General features: G+C 59.5%; 13 protein-coding genes. 10 read left to right on the top strand and 3 right to left on the bottom strand.

What is annotated here, in order from left to right; genetic code table 11:
- Positions 1-229 precede the first annotated feature (229 nt).
- Complete coding sequence (gene glmS, locus ACTQ1E_RS07470) at positions 230-2,077, top strand: glutamine--fructose-6-phosphate transaminase (isomerizing) (protein WP_441565620.1); 1,848 nt, start codon at positions 230-232, stop codon at positions 2,075-2,077.
- A 112-nt stretch (positions 2,078-2,189) separates the two neighbouring features.
- Here the strand turns inward: glmS and ACTQ1E_RS07465 are convergent, their stop codons facing one another.
- Positions 2,190-2,891 (bottom strand): GntR family transcriptional regulator, encoded by a 702-nt coding sequence (locus ACTQ1E_RS07465; protein WP_427719781.1) that lies wholly within the window; start codon positions 2,889-2,891, stop codon positions 2,190-2,192.
- A gap of 193 nt (positions 2,892-3,084) precedes the next feature.
- Between ACTQ1E_RS07465 and ACTQ1E_RS07460 the strand changes: the two genes are divergently transcribed.
- From ACTQ1E_RS07460 to ACTQ1E_RS07450, 3 genes are all read left to right on the top strand, one after another.
- Positions 3,085-4,119 (top strand): YeiH family protein, encoded by a 1,035-nt coding sequence (locus tag ACTQ1E_RS07460; RefSeq protein ID WP_441565618.1) that lies wholly within the window; start codon positions 3,085-3,087, stop codon positions 4,117-4,119.
- 266 nt (positions 4,120-4,385) lie between these two features.
- Positions 4,386-5,603, top strand: a complete 1,218-nt coding sequence (locus ACTQ1E_RS07455) for a helix-turn-helix domain-containing protein (protein WP_441565616.1) — start codon at positions 4,386-4,388, stop codon at positions 5,601-5,603.
- Between the two features lie 278 nt (positions 5,604-5,881).
- A complete protein-coding gene (locus ACTQ1E_RS07450; protein WP_441565614.1) occupies positions 5,882-6,262 on the top strand; it encodes a hypothetical protein in 381 nt (126 codons plus the stop codon).
- Between the two features lie 239 nt (positions 6,263-6,501).
- Here ACTQ1E_RS07450 and ACTQ1E_RS07445 read toward each other — a convergent pair whose 3' ends face one another.
- Positions 6,502-7,023 carry a nitroreductase family protein gene (locus tag ACTQ1E_RS07445; protein WP_441016630.1) on the bottom strand — a complete coding sequence of 174 codons (522 nt, stop codon included), beginning with the start codon at positions 7,021-7,023 and terminating at the stop codon, positions 6,502-6,504.
- Positions 7,024-7,314: 291 nt separating this feature from the next.
- On the opposite strand from ACTQ1E_RS07445, the gene ACTQ1E_RS07440 reads away from it, so the two are divergent.
- The 4 genes from ACTQ1E_RS07440 to ACTQ1E_RS07425 all read left to right on the top strand — a co-directional run bounded on the left by ACTQ1E_RS07440 (position 7,315) and on the right by ACTQ1E_RS07425 (position 12,007).
- Positions 7,315-7,605, top strand: a complete 291-nt coding sequence (locus ACTQ1E_RS07440; protein WP_441555005.1) for a CDP-alcohol phosphatidyltransferase — start codon at positions 7,315-7,317, stop codon at positions 7,603-7,605.
- 181 nt (positions 7,606-7,786) lie between these two features.
- Entirely contained in the window at positions 7,787-8,275 is a 489-nt protein-coding gene (locus ACTQ1E_RS07435; RefSeq protein ID WP_441054518.1) for a MarR family winged helix-turn-helix transcriptional regulator, read from the top strand.
- Entirely contained in the window at positions 8,275-9,999 is a 1,725-nt protein-coding gene (locus ACTQ1E_RS07430; protein ID WP_441565612.1) for an ABC transporter ATP-binding protein, read from the top strand. Before ACTQ1E_RS07435 ends, ACTQ1E_RS07430 begins: the two co-directional genes overlap by 1 nt.
- A gap of 1 nt (position 10,000) precedes the next feature.
- Complete coding sequence (locus ACTQ1E_RS07425) at positions 10,001-12,007, top strand: ABC transporter ATP-binding protein (RefSeq protein ID WP_441565610.1); 2,007 nt, start codon at positions 10,001-10,003, stop codon at positions 12,005-12,007.
- Between the two features lie 108 nt (positions 12,008-12,115).
- Here the strand turns inward: ACTQ1E_RS07425 and cysE are convergent, their stop codons facing one another.
- Entirely contained in the window at positions 12,116-12,820 is a 705-nt protein-coding gene (cysE, locus tag ACTQ1E_RS07420) for a serine O-acetyltransferase (RefSeq protein ID WP_035138740.1), read from the bottom strand.
- 223 nt (positions 12,821-13,043) lie between these two features.
- On the opposite strand from cysE, the gene ACTQ1E_RS07415 reads away from it, so the two are divergent.
- Positions 13,044-13,682 (top strand): VTT domain-containing protein, encoded by a 639-nt coding sequence (locus tag ACTQ1E_RS07415; protein WP_427795287.1) that lies wholly within the window; start codon positions 13,044-13,046, stop codon positions 13,680-13,682.
- Positions 13,683-13,981: 299 nt separating this feature from the next.
- Positions 13,982-15,034 carry a branched-chain amino acid aminotransferase gene (locus tag ACTQ1E_RS07410; RefSeq protein ID WP_427728837.1) on the top strand — a complete coding sequence of 351 codons (1,053 nt, stop codon included), beginning with the start codon at positions 13,982-13,984 and terminating at the stop codon, positions 15,032-15,034.
- Positions 15,035-15,223 lie beyond the last annotated feature (189 nt).

The raw sequence follows: 15,223 nt of genomic DNA, 5'->3' as shown, positions 1-15,223 counted from the left end.
GTTTTATCTGGGGAAACGCTATTGCCAACGCGACCACCACGAAGGGGACAGGCACCTTTGTGGTGGTTTGGACCGGCTGAACGTGTGTGCATCAGGTGGTATCTAAGTTGAGATACCACTTCTGGTATATCAGCTTGCGCTCGCGTGAGTACAATACTCGAACGTTATACGTCTCAGCGCCCCTTGTGCGTGGACGTTTTGCAGTCACGCGAGCGAAGGGATTTATCCTATGTGCGGAATTGTCGGCTACACCGGCTCTGATATTGCAAAGAACATCCTTGTCACGGGCCTTAAGCGTATGGAATATCGCGGCTATGACTCCTCGGGCGTCGCACTCGAGGTGGGCGAGGGCACGGCGGCTCACCTCGACGTCATTCGCCGCGTGGGCAAGGTCGCGGGCCTGGAGAGCGAACTTACCAATGTCGACAGCGACGCCACCTGCGGCATCGGCCACACCCGCTGGGCTACCCACGGCAAGCCCTCCGTTGTCAACGCCCATCCCCACACCAGCTGCGACGGTCGCATCGCCATCGTCCACAACGGCATCATCGAGAACTTCGCCGAGCTGCGTGAGGAGCTGGAGGGCCGCGGCCATCACTTTAAGAGCGAGACCGACACCGAGGTCTTTGCGCACTTGATCGAAGAGGCCTATGCCGAGACACACGACCTGATGGCTTCTGTGCGCGAGGCCTGCGCCCACGTGGTGGGCGCCTATGGTTTGGCCGCCGTTTCTGCCGATGAGCCCGGCGTGATTGCCGTGGCCCGCAAGGACTCCCCGATTGTGGTCGGTGTCGGCGAAACCGGCTCCTACGTTGCCTCCGACGTGATCGCGCTTATCGATGCCACCCGCGATGTCGTGGTGCTCGAAGACGGTCAGTTTGCCAAGCTTACGCCCGCAGGCGTCGAGTATACCGACGAGGCTGGCAACGTGATTGAGCCCAAGCTTACCCATATCGACTGGGACCTGGATATGGCCGAAAAGGGCGGTTATCCCGACTTTATGCTTAAGGAGATCCATGAGCAGCCTCGCGTCGTGCGTGATACCCTGGTGGGCCGCATGACCCCCGCCGGTGAGCTCGATATCGACGAGCTGGGCCTTTCGCTCGAGGAGCTCAACGATATCGACCGCGTGTATGTGATTGCCTGCGGCACCAGCTACCATGCCGGACTTATCGCCAAGAACCTTATTGAGGGTTGGGCTCGTATTCCTACCGAGGTCGAGGCGGCAAGCGAGTTCCGCTATCGCAACCCCATCATCACGCCGACGACGCTTGTCGTGGCCGTGTCCCAGTCGGGCGAGACGGCCGACACCCTTGCCGCCATTCGCGATGCGCGCATCAAGGGCGCCAAGGTCTTTGGCATCACCAACGTGCTGGGCAGCCCGGTGGCGCGCGAGAGCGACGGCGTTATCTACACCAAGGCTAACAAGGAGATTGCAGTTGCCTCGACCAAGAGCTTCATCGGTCAGGTCGTGAGCCTTACGCTTTTGGCCCTGCTGCTGGCGCAGGTTAAGTACCGTCTGACCACCAAGCAGGCGCGCATGCTGTTCCGCGAGCTTTCCGATACGGCCGAGCAGATCCAGTGGATTCTGGATACGCAGACCGAGGCCGTGCACGAGGCCGCGCTTGTCTGCAAGGACGCGCAGTCTGCGCTGTTCGTGGGTCGCGGCATGGGCGCCGCCATTTCCTACGAGGGCGCGCTCAAGCTCAAGGAGGTCAGCTACCTGCATGCCGAGGCATATGCTGCCGGCGAGATGAAGCACGGCCCTATCGCGCTGATCGACCCGGGTTTCCCCGTTATCGCGGTTGCAACCAAGAGCGCAACATACGACAAGACGGTGTCGAACCTCATGGAGTGCAAGGCGCGCGGCGCCAAGGTCATCGTCGTTGCTACCGAGGGCGACGAGGAAATCAACAAGATCGCCGACTGCGTCATTCGCGTGCCGGCCGTCCGCGACGTATTCAGCCCCATCACGGCGAGCGTTCCGCTGCAGTTGCTCGCCCGCGAGGTTGCCATCCTGCGCGGTTGCGACGTTGACCAGCCCCGCAACCTGGCCAAGAGTGTCACAGTAGAGTAATCGAGTTCCTACGTCCTAACAACTAAGGCCCGGCTCCGTTGCGGCGGAGCCGGGCCTTGTTGCATTTGCCATGGTAAAACCTGCCAAAATAAACCTGTCCCTTTTTGACAGGTTAGCGGAGCTTGCTGGTCTCGAAGTACTCGGGATATTGGTCCAGGACCTCGGTCTGGTTGCGGAACATCATATGCAGGTGCTTGCTGACCAAAAAGCTTGCCTCGATAGGATCGCGACCGGCGATGGCGCGGCGGATTTGCTTGTGCTCGTTAACAATCTCCTGATTGTCGAGCGCCTGCGTAGCGGCGCGCAGCCAGCGGAAGCGCTCCAGGTCGGCATTGGTCGCCTCGAGCCACGACCACACGGTGCTGCGGCACGCAATGCTAAAGATCATGCGGTGCATGAGGTTGTCGCTTAAAAAGAAGCCGATGCGGTCCTCTTCGGCCATGGCTTTTTCCTGTAGCGCGATGGCTCGGTCGAGCTGCTCGATGCCTACCGAGGTGGCACGGGCGCAGCACTCCACAATCACCTGCTTTTCCAGGTGTTCGCGAATGTAGCAGGCACTCTCGGCAAGGGTGAGGTTGATGGGCGAGACATAGGTGCCGCTTTGGGGCACGGTGCGCACTAGGCCCTCTTGCGCCAGACGCACCAGTGCCTCGCGCACAGGGGTGCGCCCCATATCTAGGTCGTCACAAAGCTGCTTGACGCCCAACTTTTCGCCCGGCTTGTAGTCCAGGTAGACTATTTTGCGTCGAATGGTGTGGTAGGACTGGTCCTGTAGGCTCGTTTCCTGCTCGCCGACGTGCATCGATTCTTCCATAGTGCCTCGCAACTGTTCTATCACACTCATATGTCAGTTGTTAATTATGCCGCGAATCAGCTCTCCGCGCTGGGTAATTCGGTTGTTGCCCGAGAACTATTGCGGCATCTTAGTCTGTTTTTGCGCATGACTGTGCTCGATGTTGCCGTATCATAAGCCGTCGCAAACGTGAAATAGAAAGAAGGAATCCCATATGCAACTGGTAAATATCGTACGCGAGCGCTGGAAGGGTGTCTTGTTCTGCCTGATCATCGCCATCCCTGCGTCGTTGCTCGGCAAACAGATTGAGGTGGTCGGTGGGCCGGTATTTGCCATCCTCTTTGGCATGGTTCTGGCGCTTGTCTTTCCCAAGAATCGTCGCGAACAGCTCGCCGCCGGCGTCACCTATACGTCTAAAAAAGTCTTACAGTACGCGGTTATCCTGCTTGGCTTTGGCATGAACCTCTCGCAGATTCTGTCCAAAGGCGCCCAGTCGTTACCGATTATCGTGGCTACGATCTTGACCTCGCTCGTCATCGCCTTTGTGCTCTGCCGCGTTATGAACGTGCCGGGCAAGATCGCGACGCTTGTGGGTGTGGGTTCGTCGATTTGCGGCGGTTCCGCCATCGCCGCGACCGCGCCCGTCATCGATGCCGACGATCGCGAGATTGCCCAGGCTATTTCGGTCATCTTCCTGTTTAACGTTATCGCGGCACTCGTGTTTCCAACGCTTGGAGGCGCGCTTGGGCTGACCAACGAGGGCTTTGGCCTGTTTGCCGGTACCGCTATCAACGACACCTCGTCTGTAACGGCTGCGGCGAGCGCCTGGGACAGTATGCATCCCGGCGCCAATGTGCTCGAGAGCGCTACGGTAGTCAAGCTCACCAGGACGCTGGCTATTATTCCCATCACGTTGGTCCTCGCATGCTGGCAGATGCATCTGGCGCGCAAGGCCGGCGGCGATGCCAAAAGCACGTTCTCCCTTAAGCGCGCGTTTCCCATGTTTGTGCTGTTCTTTGTGCTGGCGAGTGTGGTCACCACAGTGTTTCAGCTTCCCGCATCCGTTACGGCGCCCATCAAGGAGCTGTCGAAGTTCTTTATCGTGATGGCCATGGCGGCTATTGGCTTTAATACCGATATCGTCGAGCTGGTCAAAAAAGGCGGCAAGCCCATCGCATTGGGCTTTTGCTGCTGGATTGGCATTGCGTGCATGGGTTTGGGAATGCAGCACGTGCTGGGAATCTGGTAGAGAAGTAGCCCATTTACGTGCTGGTTGCCGGTGGCCGCATCCTCGCGGTGGAGCGATAGGAGCTCTTGCGGGTATGGCTTGTCCGCAGGTTAATAGATCCCGAAGAGCTCTTATCGCCCCGCCAGGATGGCGATGCGGGGCAACACCTATACTCGCAGGACGGCGCTTTCTGCCCTATAGTGTTTGGTGAGCAATATCGTTCAATTTTGAAACACTCGGTCGTGCGACCGTCGGCGGTTGCACGTCGCTGCGGACAGGGGCAAATCATGGATAGCGATGCCAAGCTGAACATCTTGACCGATGCCCTAGCTGCTGCCGGGGCCTCGGCATTGGCAATCGATGCGCGTGGGGACGTCGCGATCTCGACCATGAATGACGCGGCGCTTGAGCGGGATGTGGCGGCTTTTGTCGCTGAGCGTCTCGACCGCATAGGAGACGGCGCGCGTCTGGTTATGGGGCGTGCGGGTACGCGCCTGAGCCTGACCGTTCGCCCCACCGACAAAGAGGGCGGGGGCCTTTGGGTCATCGTGGTCCGCGAGGTGCGCGCCGCCGCGGCGCATGCGGGCATCGAGTGGCTCAACGCCGACGAAGTTGAGGCCCGCTACGAATCGAGCGCGTACGGCATCGTCGAAGACGCGGCAGCGGTCGCTGCCCCCGTACGGGAGAGCTATGCGCGCGGAGTGCCCCTTATGCTCGAGGGCGAGCTGGGCGCGGGACAGGATCAGATTGCAAAACGCCTGTACCTGGATGGACCCTATGCCGACCAGCCCTTTGTGTCCGTTGCGCTCGATGAGCTTGCGGATCGCGGTTGGCGCCATCTGCTCAAAAGTTCCGAATCGCCGCTATTCCAAACGGGGCTGACACTTTGCATGGGCGGCTGGCATGCTGTTGGTCCCCAACGCCTGCGCGAGCTCGTGTCCGCAATGATCGACACGGCGCTCGCAACTCGTTGCCATGTGGTATTGACGGCAAACGACATGCCAGGCGGCGGTGAAAGCGATCAGGCTGCTTTTGTAACCGAGCGTCTGGCCTGTGCAGTGAGTGTGGCGCCGGCGATTGCCGAGCAGGGCGGCGCGTCGGAAAAGGTTGCGCGCTATCTGGAGTATCTGGCAGATATGTTTGAGACGGGTGTCCCATGGCTGTCCGCCGCCGCGGCAAAGACGCTCGATGCGTACCGCTGGCCGCGAAATTACTTGCAGCTGCGCGAAGTCTCTGAACGACTCTATATATTAGTAGGGGCGGGTACGGTGGAGCGTGCCGTGGCGGAGGAGGTGCTCGCCCAGGAGGACGTTATCAAGACCGCGACCTTTGGTGCCCCAACGCTCGAAAGCGATTTGTATATCCTACGCCCTCTGGCCGATACCGAGCGCGATATCGCTCGGTTGGTCCTGCAGCACCTTCACGACAACCGGACGCGTGCGGCAGAGGTACTCGGTATAAGTCGCACGACCTTATGGCGTCTGCTGAAGGACAACGACCACTGAGCAAGGTGCCGTGACCGCGCGCGGCGCGTGTGATACAGTCCAAAGCAGTATTGTTTCGACTGTGTTACGGCGTGCGGGGGAGTATGGCGGAGACTTCAAAAACGAACCAAGCGAAACGAACTGCGGCGCCGGTCAGCCGACGTACGACTTCGCGGACGTGGGGCAAAAGCGCCTCGGGGTTTGATGGCTCGTTCAAGCGCACTAAATATGGCTATCCTTCGGCAAGCGCCCGCTTGGCCATGCAGGCCGAGTCCTCGTTGTGGGGACGAAGGCGCGTGGTGGGCTCAAAGCTCAGGCACGATGGCACACTTGGCTACATTAGCCGCGGGGCGGCTCGCCGCAGCGGGCTCAATCCGGCTGGTTGGCATCGTTATGTTCCGATTGCGGTCGTCGTTGCAGTGATTGTCATCGCACTCGCTGCGCTTGGCTACGCCGGCGGCGGTGCGAGCCTGGACGCGATGTTCAAATCGCCCGAACTTGCACATGTTGGCACGGAGCTTGTTGAGGGTGCACAAGACCAGACGGGCGTCGCGCCCCAGCGCGGTATCGTTGCGGCGGCCTCCACCATCGCCGACGCGCAAAAGGATGAAGGCGAACAGGGCGATGGCGCCAAAGCGACTCGAACGAATGAAACGACGACAAATCCATCGGCAAGATAAGTTGCTAGTGGGGTAGCAAATTTGGGACGGGGCCTTTTAGCTGCCCAAGTGTCGAATGCCAGCAGCAGCTCATTCGATGTCAGTCGCCAACAGCGAGCGGGCCGCATTTGCGCCAAGGTGACGTGAAATGAGAGGGCGCTGACCTTCTGGTCGCGCCCTCGAAATCGAACGTCAGATTGGCGTGAATACGGCTCGCGCAGCGTCAGCAGGTCCGCCGTTCGGTAGAACGGCGGAACTAATTACCTAACGTACACCACGTTGTCGCGGCGCGGCTTTGCCTCGGGTAGCGTGTCCTCGGCATAGCCCAGAATGCAGTTACCGACACCGCGCAGGCTGCCGTCGGCGGGCAGGCCCCAGCTGGCCAGCAGTTCCAGGCCCTCGGGCGAGTCAAAGACCTCATGCGCGCGATGAATCCAGCACGAATCGACACCCAGTGCATAGGCGGCGTTGAGTAAGTTACCCATGGCGAGCGAGCCGTCTTCCAGATGTGTGGGCACGCTGCGGTCAACCAGCACCACCACAACGGTCTTGGCGCCATAGAAGGGGTCGCTGTTGCTGCCCATGACCTGGGCGTTGAGCTGTGAGAGACGCTCGACGGTCGCGGGGTCGGTGACGGCGACAAACGTCACCGGCTGGCGGCCCATGCCGCTCGGTGCATATTGGCCGGCTTCGATAATACGTGCAAGCTTTTCGGCCTCGACGGGACGATCGCTGTATTTGCGGCAGCTGCGGCGGTGAATGAGCGCTTCGATAGTCTCCATGGTGTCTCCTTGCGGTGGCGTTGCAGATGCCCTGTTCATACCCGTCGGGCTCAACGATAGACGGTCAATTGCCCGGCAAATGGATAGATTCCAATTGGGAAAGTAGGTTTGCATAAAAGTACCTTCAAAATGTGACAAACCAATGGGATGGTTAAACGTTTTATCCCGTCTGCCCTGCGGTTTTTACCACTTGCCTAAATGACGAACGCATAACCTCTGATAAAGGTTTTACTAAAGGAGTACCAACGTTTATCAACGCGCCGTGGTGCGCTGGGCCAGGAGGTAACTATCATGTTCCAGGCTGGAGATGTCGTCGAGACCGATTTCGAAGGATTTCTGAAGCTGCTGCGTTCCAAGACGCGCGCTTTTGTGACGATTGACGATCACGAGTACTACATCACGCACACCGATGGCTATTGGCGTGTTCAGGATTGCGAGGCCCTCAACGACAAGGGCCACTTTACTGACTGCTCCGAGCTGGTCAACACGGTCTGCGAGGTCGTCGAGCTGCCTTGGATCTGCGGCAAAAGCCTGCACGATAGCTTCTCGGGCGCTACGGTCTACGAGGCTGTTACCGCTTAACAGGCAATAAAACCCGATTTTCACGTGACCGCTGGCGCCGCCCCCGCGCCGGCGGTCTTTTTCTGCCGATAGGCCATAAAAGTGCAAGCATGTGCGGAGAACCTGTTGACGATAGTCAAAACTCGGACTAATCTAGAGATACAAAATTGGTCAAAAATCGGACAATCGAATGGTGGGATAGATGAATAGTGCGGTTACGCCGGTCGACTTCGACCGGTTGCTCAATGGACTCGACCATATCTATTCGGAGTTCTCGCGCGCCTGCGGCCTTTCGGACTGCGCTTACTGGATGCTCGTCGATACCAGCACGGCGGGCGGCAGTATTGCCGTAAGCCGTCTGACAAGCGAATGGTTCTACAGCAAGCAGACCATCAACTCGGCAATTAAAACCTTGACGGCGCGGGGCTTCGCAACGTTGGAGTTTGCCGAAGGCAGCCGTAAGAACAAGGTTGTGCGTTTGACCGAAGCGGGCATGCGGTTTGCCGAGCAATATGCGCTGCCGGCGCAAGAAGCCGAGCAACAGGCTTTCGAAGTGCTCGAGCCCTGGGAACAGCGCGAAATCATGCGCCTCATCGAAAAATTTTCCCATGCGCTCGGCGATGAGTGCGATGTCTTTAAGCAGCATATCGCTGCCGAGAATCAAGGTGAGGGTGAGTCGTGCGACTGTTAATGAGGTTTTTGAAGCCCTATCGAGGGCTTGTCGCAGTGACGCTGCTGGCGCTGCTGGTGGATAACGTCGGTACGCTGTTGGTTCCCACGATGCTGGCGAACATGGTCAACACCGGTATTACCACGGGCGATGTCGACTACATCTTATGCAACGGCCTATACATGTTTATCGCGACGAGCATGGCTAGCGGCGGCACGGTGCTGGGCTGCTATCTTTCGGCGCGTCTGGCGGCTAACGTGGCCTGCGACATCCGCAATGCCGTCTACGACAAATCACTCGAGCTGTCTGCCAGCGATTTTGAGCGCTTTGGCACCGGATCGATGATCACGCGCTCACTCAACGACATCAACGTGATTCAACAGGCTGTCCTTCAGACGATTCAGCTGGTGCTGCCGGTGCCGTTCCTGGCGGTGGCGGGCATCATCTTCGCTTGGCTCATCGATCCGGCCATGGGCATGCTTCTGGGCGTCGTGGTTGCGATCGTGCTGGTTGCGGCGGTCTTTACGGTTGCCAATGCGGCGCCGATTTTTATGCGATTGCAGGGTTTTATCGACCGCATGAACGTGGTGCTGCGCGAGAATATTGTGGGCGTGCGCGTTATTCGTGCTTTTAATAAAGAGCATCACGAGGAGCGGCGCCTGGACGAGGTGTTTAGCGACTACGCCGCCAACGCCATAAAGGTCAACCACCTGTTTGTGGGCCTTGACAGCTCCAGCTTCTTTTTGATGAACATCGCCGAGGTGGCGGTGCTGTGGGTGGGCGGTAACCGGGTGGGCGCCCACGCCATGCAGATCGCGAGCATCTCGGCGGTGCTGGAGTATGCAATTCTGATCCTGTTCTTTGTGATGATGGCCCAGATGGTGGTGCTGACGCTTCCGCGTGCTGCCGCGTGCCTGAACCGTGCGCAGCAGGTGTTGGAGATTGAGCCGAGCATCGTGGACGGCGAGCGTACGCTGGGTGACGGGACGCCTGCCTCCGAGGACGATGCGGATGCTGTTGCCGTGTTCGACCACATGTCGTTTCGCTTTGACGATGCCGACGAGGACACCCTGTGCGACCTGAGCTTTGCCTGTCGTCGCGGTCAGACGACCGCGATTGTGGGCTCGACGGGCTCGGGCAAGTCGACGGTGGCAAAGCTTCTGCTGCGCTTCCACGATGCCACCAAGGGCGCCATTCGCCTGGACGGCATCGATCTGCGCGAGCTTTCGCAAGATGAGATTCGCGGGCGCATCGCCTATGTGCCGCAGAAGGCGTGGCTGTTTTCGGGCACCGTGGCAAGCAATCTGCGCTTTGGCAACGAGGACGCGACCGAGGCGGGCATGCTTCACGCGCTGCAGGTTGCCCAGAGCACCTTTGTACTCGATCAGCCGCAGGGGCTCGATACTCCGGTTGCCCAGGGCGGTACGAACTTTTCGGGCGGCCAGCGCCAGCGTCTGGCAATCGCCCGTGCGCTCATGAAGCATGCCGATCTGTATATCTTCGATGACAGTTTTTCGGCCCTGGACTTTAAAACCGATGCGGCCTTGCGCCATGCGCTGCAGGACGAGACGCGCGATGCCGCGGTGCTCATCATCGCGCAGCGCATCTCGACGATTTTGCATGCCGACCAGATTGTCGTGCTCAAGGATGGCGAGGTCGTGGGCCTGGGCGCACACGAGGAACTTATGGAAACCTGCGAGGTGTACCGCGCCATCGCGGAATCGCAGATGAAGGGAGGTGAGTAGCATGACCGAGGAGCTCAAGAAGCAAGGCGGCGTTGATGACGACGCTGCCGCGGGGCTGGTCGAGGAAACGGCTGCCGCGTCGACCGAGCAGGATGCCGCCGCCAGGGCCGCGGCCGAGCGCGAGGCTCGTCGCCAGGCGCTGTACGAGGAAAACGAGCGTGCCGAGGACGAGCGCGCCCGTGCCGAGGCAGAGCGTATGCGCGACGTGGACGACGAAGAAGAGGACGAGACGCCCCGGGATACCTGGGCGACGGTGCGCCGCTTGTGGAGCGAGGCCGCCGGCGACCATTGGCGCTTCTATATTGTATTCGCGAGCATTGTGTTCTACGTCATCTTTAACACCGCCGCGCCGGCATATAGCGCTCATGTTATCGACGAGCTGTGGGGCCATATACAGGTGGCGTTTGCCAGCGGAACGACCTTTAGCATCACCTGGGATCAGTGCGGTAAGACCATCTTTGTCTACTTTTTGATCTGGACAGCCGCCGGATCGTTCTATGCGCTGCAGAGTTTTTTGATGTCGAGCGTCGCCGAGCGACTCAACTTGCGTCTGCGCAACCGCATCGCGCAGAAGCTCAGCCGCCTGCCGCTCGCCTACTTTGATGCGCATCGCCCCGGCGAAGTGGTCAGCCGCGCTACCAATGACTTGGACAAGATGTCCGAGAGTATGCAGCGCGGATTGCTGCAGCTGCTGGTATCGATCGGTACCGTGACGGGTGCCATCATCATGATGTTTGTCTATAGCGTCAAGCTCACGTTGGTCTTTTTGGGCTTTACGGCGGTATCGCTGCTGGTGACCAAGGTGGTTTCGCGCCGTACGCATGATGTGACGGGCGAGCGTCAGGAGTGGGTGTCCAAAATCACGAGCGCGGTCGAGGAAGGCTATTCAGGCCGTTTGGTGATTCGCGCATTCAACCGCGAGCATCAGAGCTCTGCCGAGGTGCACGAGGCCTCGAGGGAGCTAGCGCGCGTGAGTACCAAGGCCGACTTTATGATCAATGCCGTCGGCCCTGCGGTTCGCTTTATCGGCCGTTTGGCGCAGATCGTGATCGCGCTGGTGGGCTGCAGCATGCTGGTCGCCGGCCACATGACCGTCGGCGTGTTCCAGGCGTTCTTCCAGTTTATCTACGGGGCGTCCGAACCCATGACGCAGCTGTCGTTCACTTTCAACTCGCTGCAGAGCGCGCTGGCGAGTGCGGAGCGCGTGTTCGACCTGCTCGATGAGCCCGAGATGGAAGCCGATCCGCTGCCGGGTGAGGCTGCCAGGCTGCCGGGTCGCATTGAGGGCAGCGTCTCCTTTGAGCACGTGCGTTTTGGTTATTCGCCCGACAAGCCGCTTATGCGTGACGTGTCGTTTACCGCCGAGCCGGGCCAGAAGATCGCCGTGGTGGGAACCACGGGCGCGGGCAAGACCACGCTCATCAACCTGCTCATGCGCTTCTACGAGATTGACGGCGGGCGCATTACGCTCGACGGCGTGGACACGAGCTGTATGGACCGCGGCGAGCTGCGCCAGCAGTTTGGCATGGTGCTGCAGGACGCCTGGCTATTCGATGGCACGATTGCCGAAAACATCGCTTACGGCTGTCCCGAGGCGACGCGCGACGAGATCGTGGCGGCTGCGCGCGCCGCGCAGGTCGACTTCTTTGTGCGCACCATGCCGCAGGGTTATGACACGCGGGTGGCCAACGATGCCGAGAGCATTAGCCAAGGGCAGCGCCAGCTGCTGACCATTGCGCGCGTGCTGCTCAACAACCCGGCGATTCTAATCCTGGACGAGGCGACGTCGAGCGTGGACACGCGTACCGAGCTCGCCATCGGTCGCGCCATGGACGCGCTTATGCGCGGGCGCACGAGTTTTGTGATCGCGCATCGCCTGTCGACGATCGTGGACGCCGACCTAATCTTGGCCATGGATCACGGCAACATTATCGAGCAGGGCACGCATAAGGAGCTGCTGGCTGCCGAGGGCGCCTACGCCGACCTCTATCTGAGCCAGTTCGCATAATGCGACATGGGGACGGCCCCCTTGTCGCATCGGAAATAAGGCGCGCCGGGGATAGATTCCCTGGCGCGCCTTTGCGCTGGCGTGAATGTTGTCATTGGCCGTCCGTGTCTAGCGTTCGTCCACAAGTTTGGCAACGAGGGCTTTGAGCTCGGCTACCTCTCGCTCGAGTTCTTTGACGCGGCGGGCGTTCTCGGTGATGCCCTGACGGTTGAGGGCGGACTGCTCGGCGGCATCGTCAGGCATGTACTCGCGGTGCTGCTTGGCGTCGAAGCTCTCCTCGAACACGCGGCAGCCGTTGCGCTTGATGATGCGTCCCGGTACGCCCACGACGGTACAGTTGTCGGGCACGTCCTTGACGACAACCGAGTTGCCGCCGATTTTGACGTTGTTGCCGATGCGAATGTTGCCGAGCACCTTGGCGCCCGTGCCCACGGTGACGTTGTTGCCCAGGGTGGGGTGGCGCTTACCGGTTTCGTTGCCGGTGCCGCCAAGCGTGACGCCCTGGTAGAGCACGCAGTTGTCGCCCACGATGGTGGTTTCGCCGATGACGACGCCCATGGCGTGGTCGATAAAGAAATGCTTGCCGATCTGTGCAGCGGGATGAATCTCGACCCCGGTGATGTGGCGGGTGATTTGCGAGAGCACACGGGCGAGCGAGCGATGACCGTGCTCCCACAGCCAGTGCTCGGGCACGTGGTTCCACTTGGCGTGCAGGCCAGGATAGGAAAGGAAGATGACCAGACCGTTTTGCGCGGCGGGGTCCTGTGCCTGGACGGTCTTGATGTCCTCGCGAATGGTATTGATAAAGCTCACCGGCCGCCCTCCCTTAGCGCCATGGCAATGCGATTCAATAAAGTATAGCGATTCGCTAGGGATTAGGAAGAATAATCTTGGCGGCTTTGCATGACAGGTGTCAGTTATGCAAACTTGCTGGTAATGGAGTCATGCTTTTGTGGGGTTGCACACGAGGGGGCACCGCAACCGTATACTAGTCAACTTGGACGTATCCGCGCCCACAACTGAGAGGTTTTACTTCATGGGTTTCATCAATTTTATCGCCGAGCTACTCAAAGACCCGCGCACCGCGATTGCCAGCTGGATCGCCGCCGGCCCGCTTATGGCCTACGGCTGCGTGTTCCTCATTATCTTCGTTGAGACAGGCGTGGTGTTCTTCCCGTTCCTTCCCGGCGATTCACTGCTGTTTGCTTCGGGCTTCTTTGCCCATAACGGTGGCTTTAACATCGTGGCCCTGCTGGCCGTAGCATGGGCCGCTGCCATCCTGGGCGACCAGTGCAACTTTATGATCGGTCACTTCTTTGGCAAAAAGATCATCGCTTCGGGCAAGGTCAAGGCCATGACGCCCGAGCGTATCAAAAAGTCCGAGGACTTCTTGGACAAGTGGGGTCACCTGGCCATCTTCCTCGGCCGCTTCTTCCCGTTTATCCGCACCTTTGTGCCCTTCATTGCCGGCATGGGCGGCATGCACTGGCGCAACTTTGTCATCTACAACGTGCTGGGCGGCATTACCTGGTCGACGGTCTTTACACTGCTGGGCTACTTCTTTGGCGGCATCCCCTTTGTGCAGGAGCACTTTGAGTTGCTGATCATTGGCATCGTAGCCGTGTCGATCATCCCGACTGTAGTCGGCCTGGTTAAGGCTAAGCTGGGCAAATAGAACGCCTAACTCGAGCCGGCGCGAATAATAGTGTCAAAGAGGCCCGTCACCGCTTACGGTGGCGGGCCTCTTTTGCTTCGGTCAAATGAAAATACTTTACTTAGTTAAAGAAAAACGTTTTATCCGACGCGCGCGGGGAGTACAATCTCGTCCATGCGAATCGACGTGCCATCGGCTTCGATGTTGCCCGCGTGTCCCGTCCGGCTCTACGCTCCGGGCGTGCGACGTTGCGACACGGTCGGCCTCGGTCCTTGCGTGCGGGTTCGCGAGTATGCAACTGTGTATGTAAGGAGCGACATATGACTGTCGAGAAGAAGGATATCGATTGGGGTAGCCTCGGCTTTGGCTACATGAAGACCGATTACAGCTACGAGGCTCATTGGAAGGATGGCGAGTGGGACGAGGGCGGCCTGACCACCGACCACACCATGCATGTCTCCGAGTGCGGCGGCATCTTCCATTACTGCCAGGAGGTCTTTGAGGGCCTGAAGGCCTACACCGCCGAGGATGGCAGCATCGTCTGCTTCCGTCCCGACATGAACGCTGAGCGCATGTATAACTCTGCCCAGCGCCTCGAGATGCCGCCGTTCCCCAAGGACAAGTTCGTTGAGGCCGTCAAGCAGGTCGTTTCTGCCAACGCCGCCTGGGTTCCGCCTTTCGGCTCCGGTGCGACCCTGTACGTGCGTCCGTTTATGATTGGCTCTGGTGACGTGATTGGCGTGGCTCCTGCTCCTGAGTACACGTTCCGCATTCTCGTGACTCCGGTCGGTCCGTACTTTAAGGGCGGCCTTAAGCCCGTTAAGCTGCGCGTTTCCGAGTATGACCGTGCAGCCCCGCATGGCACCGGCAACATCAAGGCCGGCCTGAACTACGCCATGTCCCTTAAGCCCACGATGGAGGCCCATCGCGAGGGCTATGCCGAGAACCTGTATCTTGACTCCGAGTCTCGCACCTATGTCGAGGAGACCGGTGGCGCCAACGTCCTGTTCGTGAAAGAGGACGGCACCCTCGTCGTTCCGCAGTCGCACACCGACTCGATCCTGCCCTCCATCACCCGTCGCTCGCTCGTTCAGGTCGCTCAGGACCTGGGCATGACCGTTGATCAGCGTCCCGTCGAGTGGGCCGAGGTCAAGGCCGGCACCTTTGTCGAGTGCGGTCTGTGCGGCACCGCTGCTGTTATCTCCCCGGTCGGCGAGATTGACAACAAGGTTTATGGTGCCGACGAGACCGTGACCTTCCCGGCTGGCTGCACCGAGATCGGCCCTGTTATGAAGAAACTTCGCGAGACCTTGACTGGTATTCAGTCTGGTGCTGTCGAGGATAAGCACAACTGGGTTTACACCGTCGCGTAAGCTGTCTTGTATGTTCGGCCCGAGGGCGACCTTACTTTCCGGCGCGTCCTCGGACATGAAAGAACCCCCGCTGCGCACTGAACTGCCTCCCATTTCTTGGACATGAGAAATGGGAGGCTTTTTATGCGTGTCGACTTGAGGGTGAAGCACGACATCGAGGCCAGGAAGGCGGCGATCGGGCTCTTCGAG

The sequence above is a fragment of the Collinsella sp. LCP21S3_C7 genome (assembly GCF_052118485.1).
Classification (GTDB): Bacteria; Actinomycetota; Coriobacteriia; order Coriobacteriales; family Coriobacteriaceae; genus Collinsella.
This window is presented reverse-complemented; position numbering and strand designations above follow the sequence as displayed.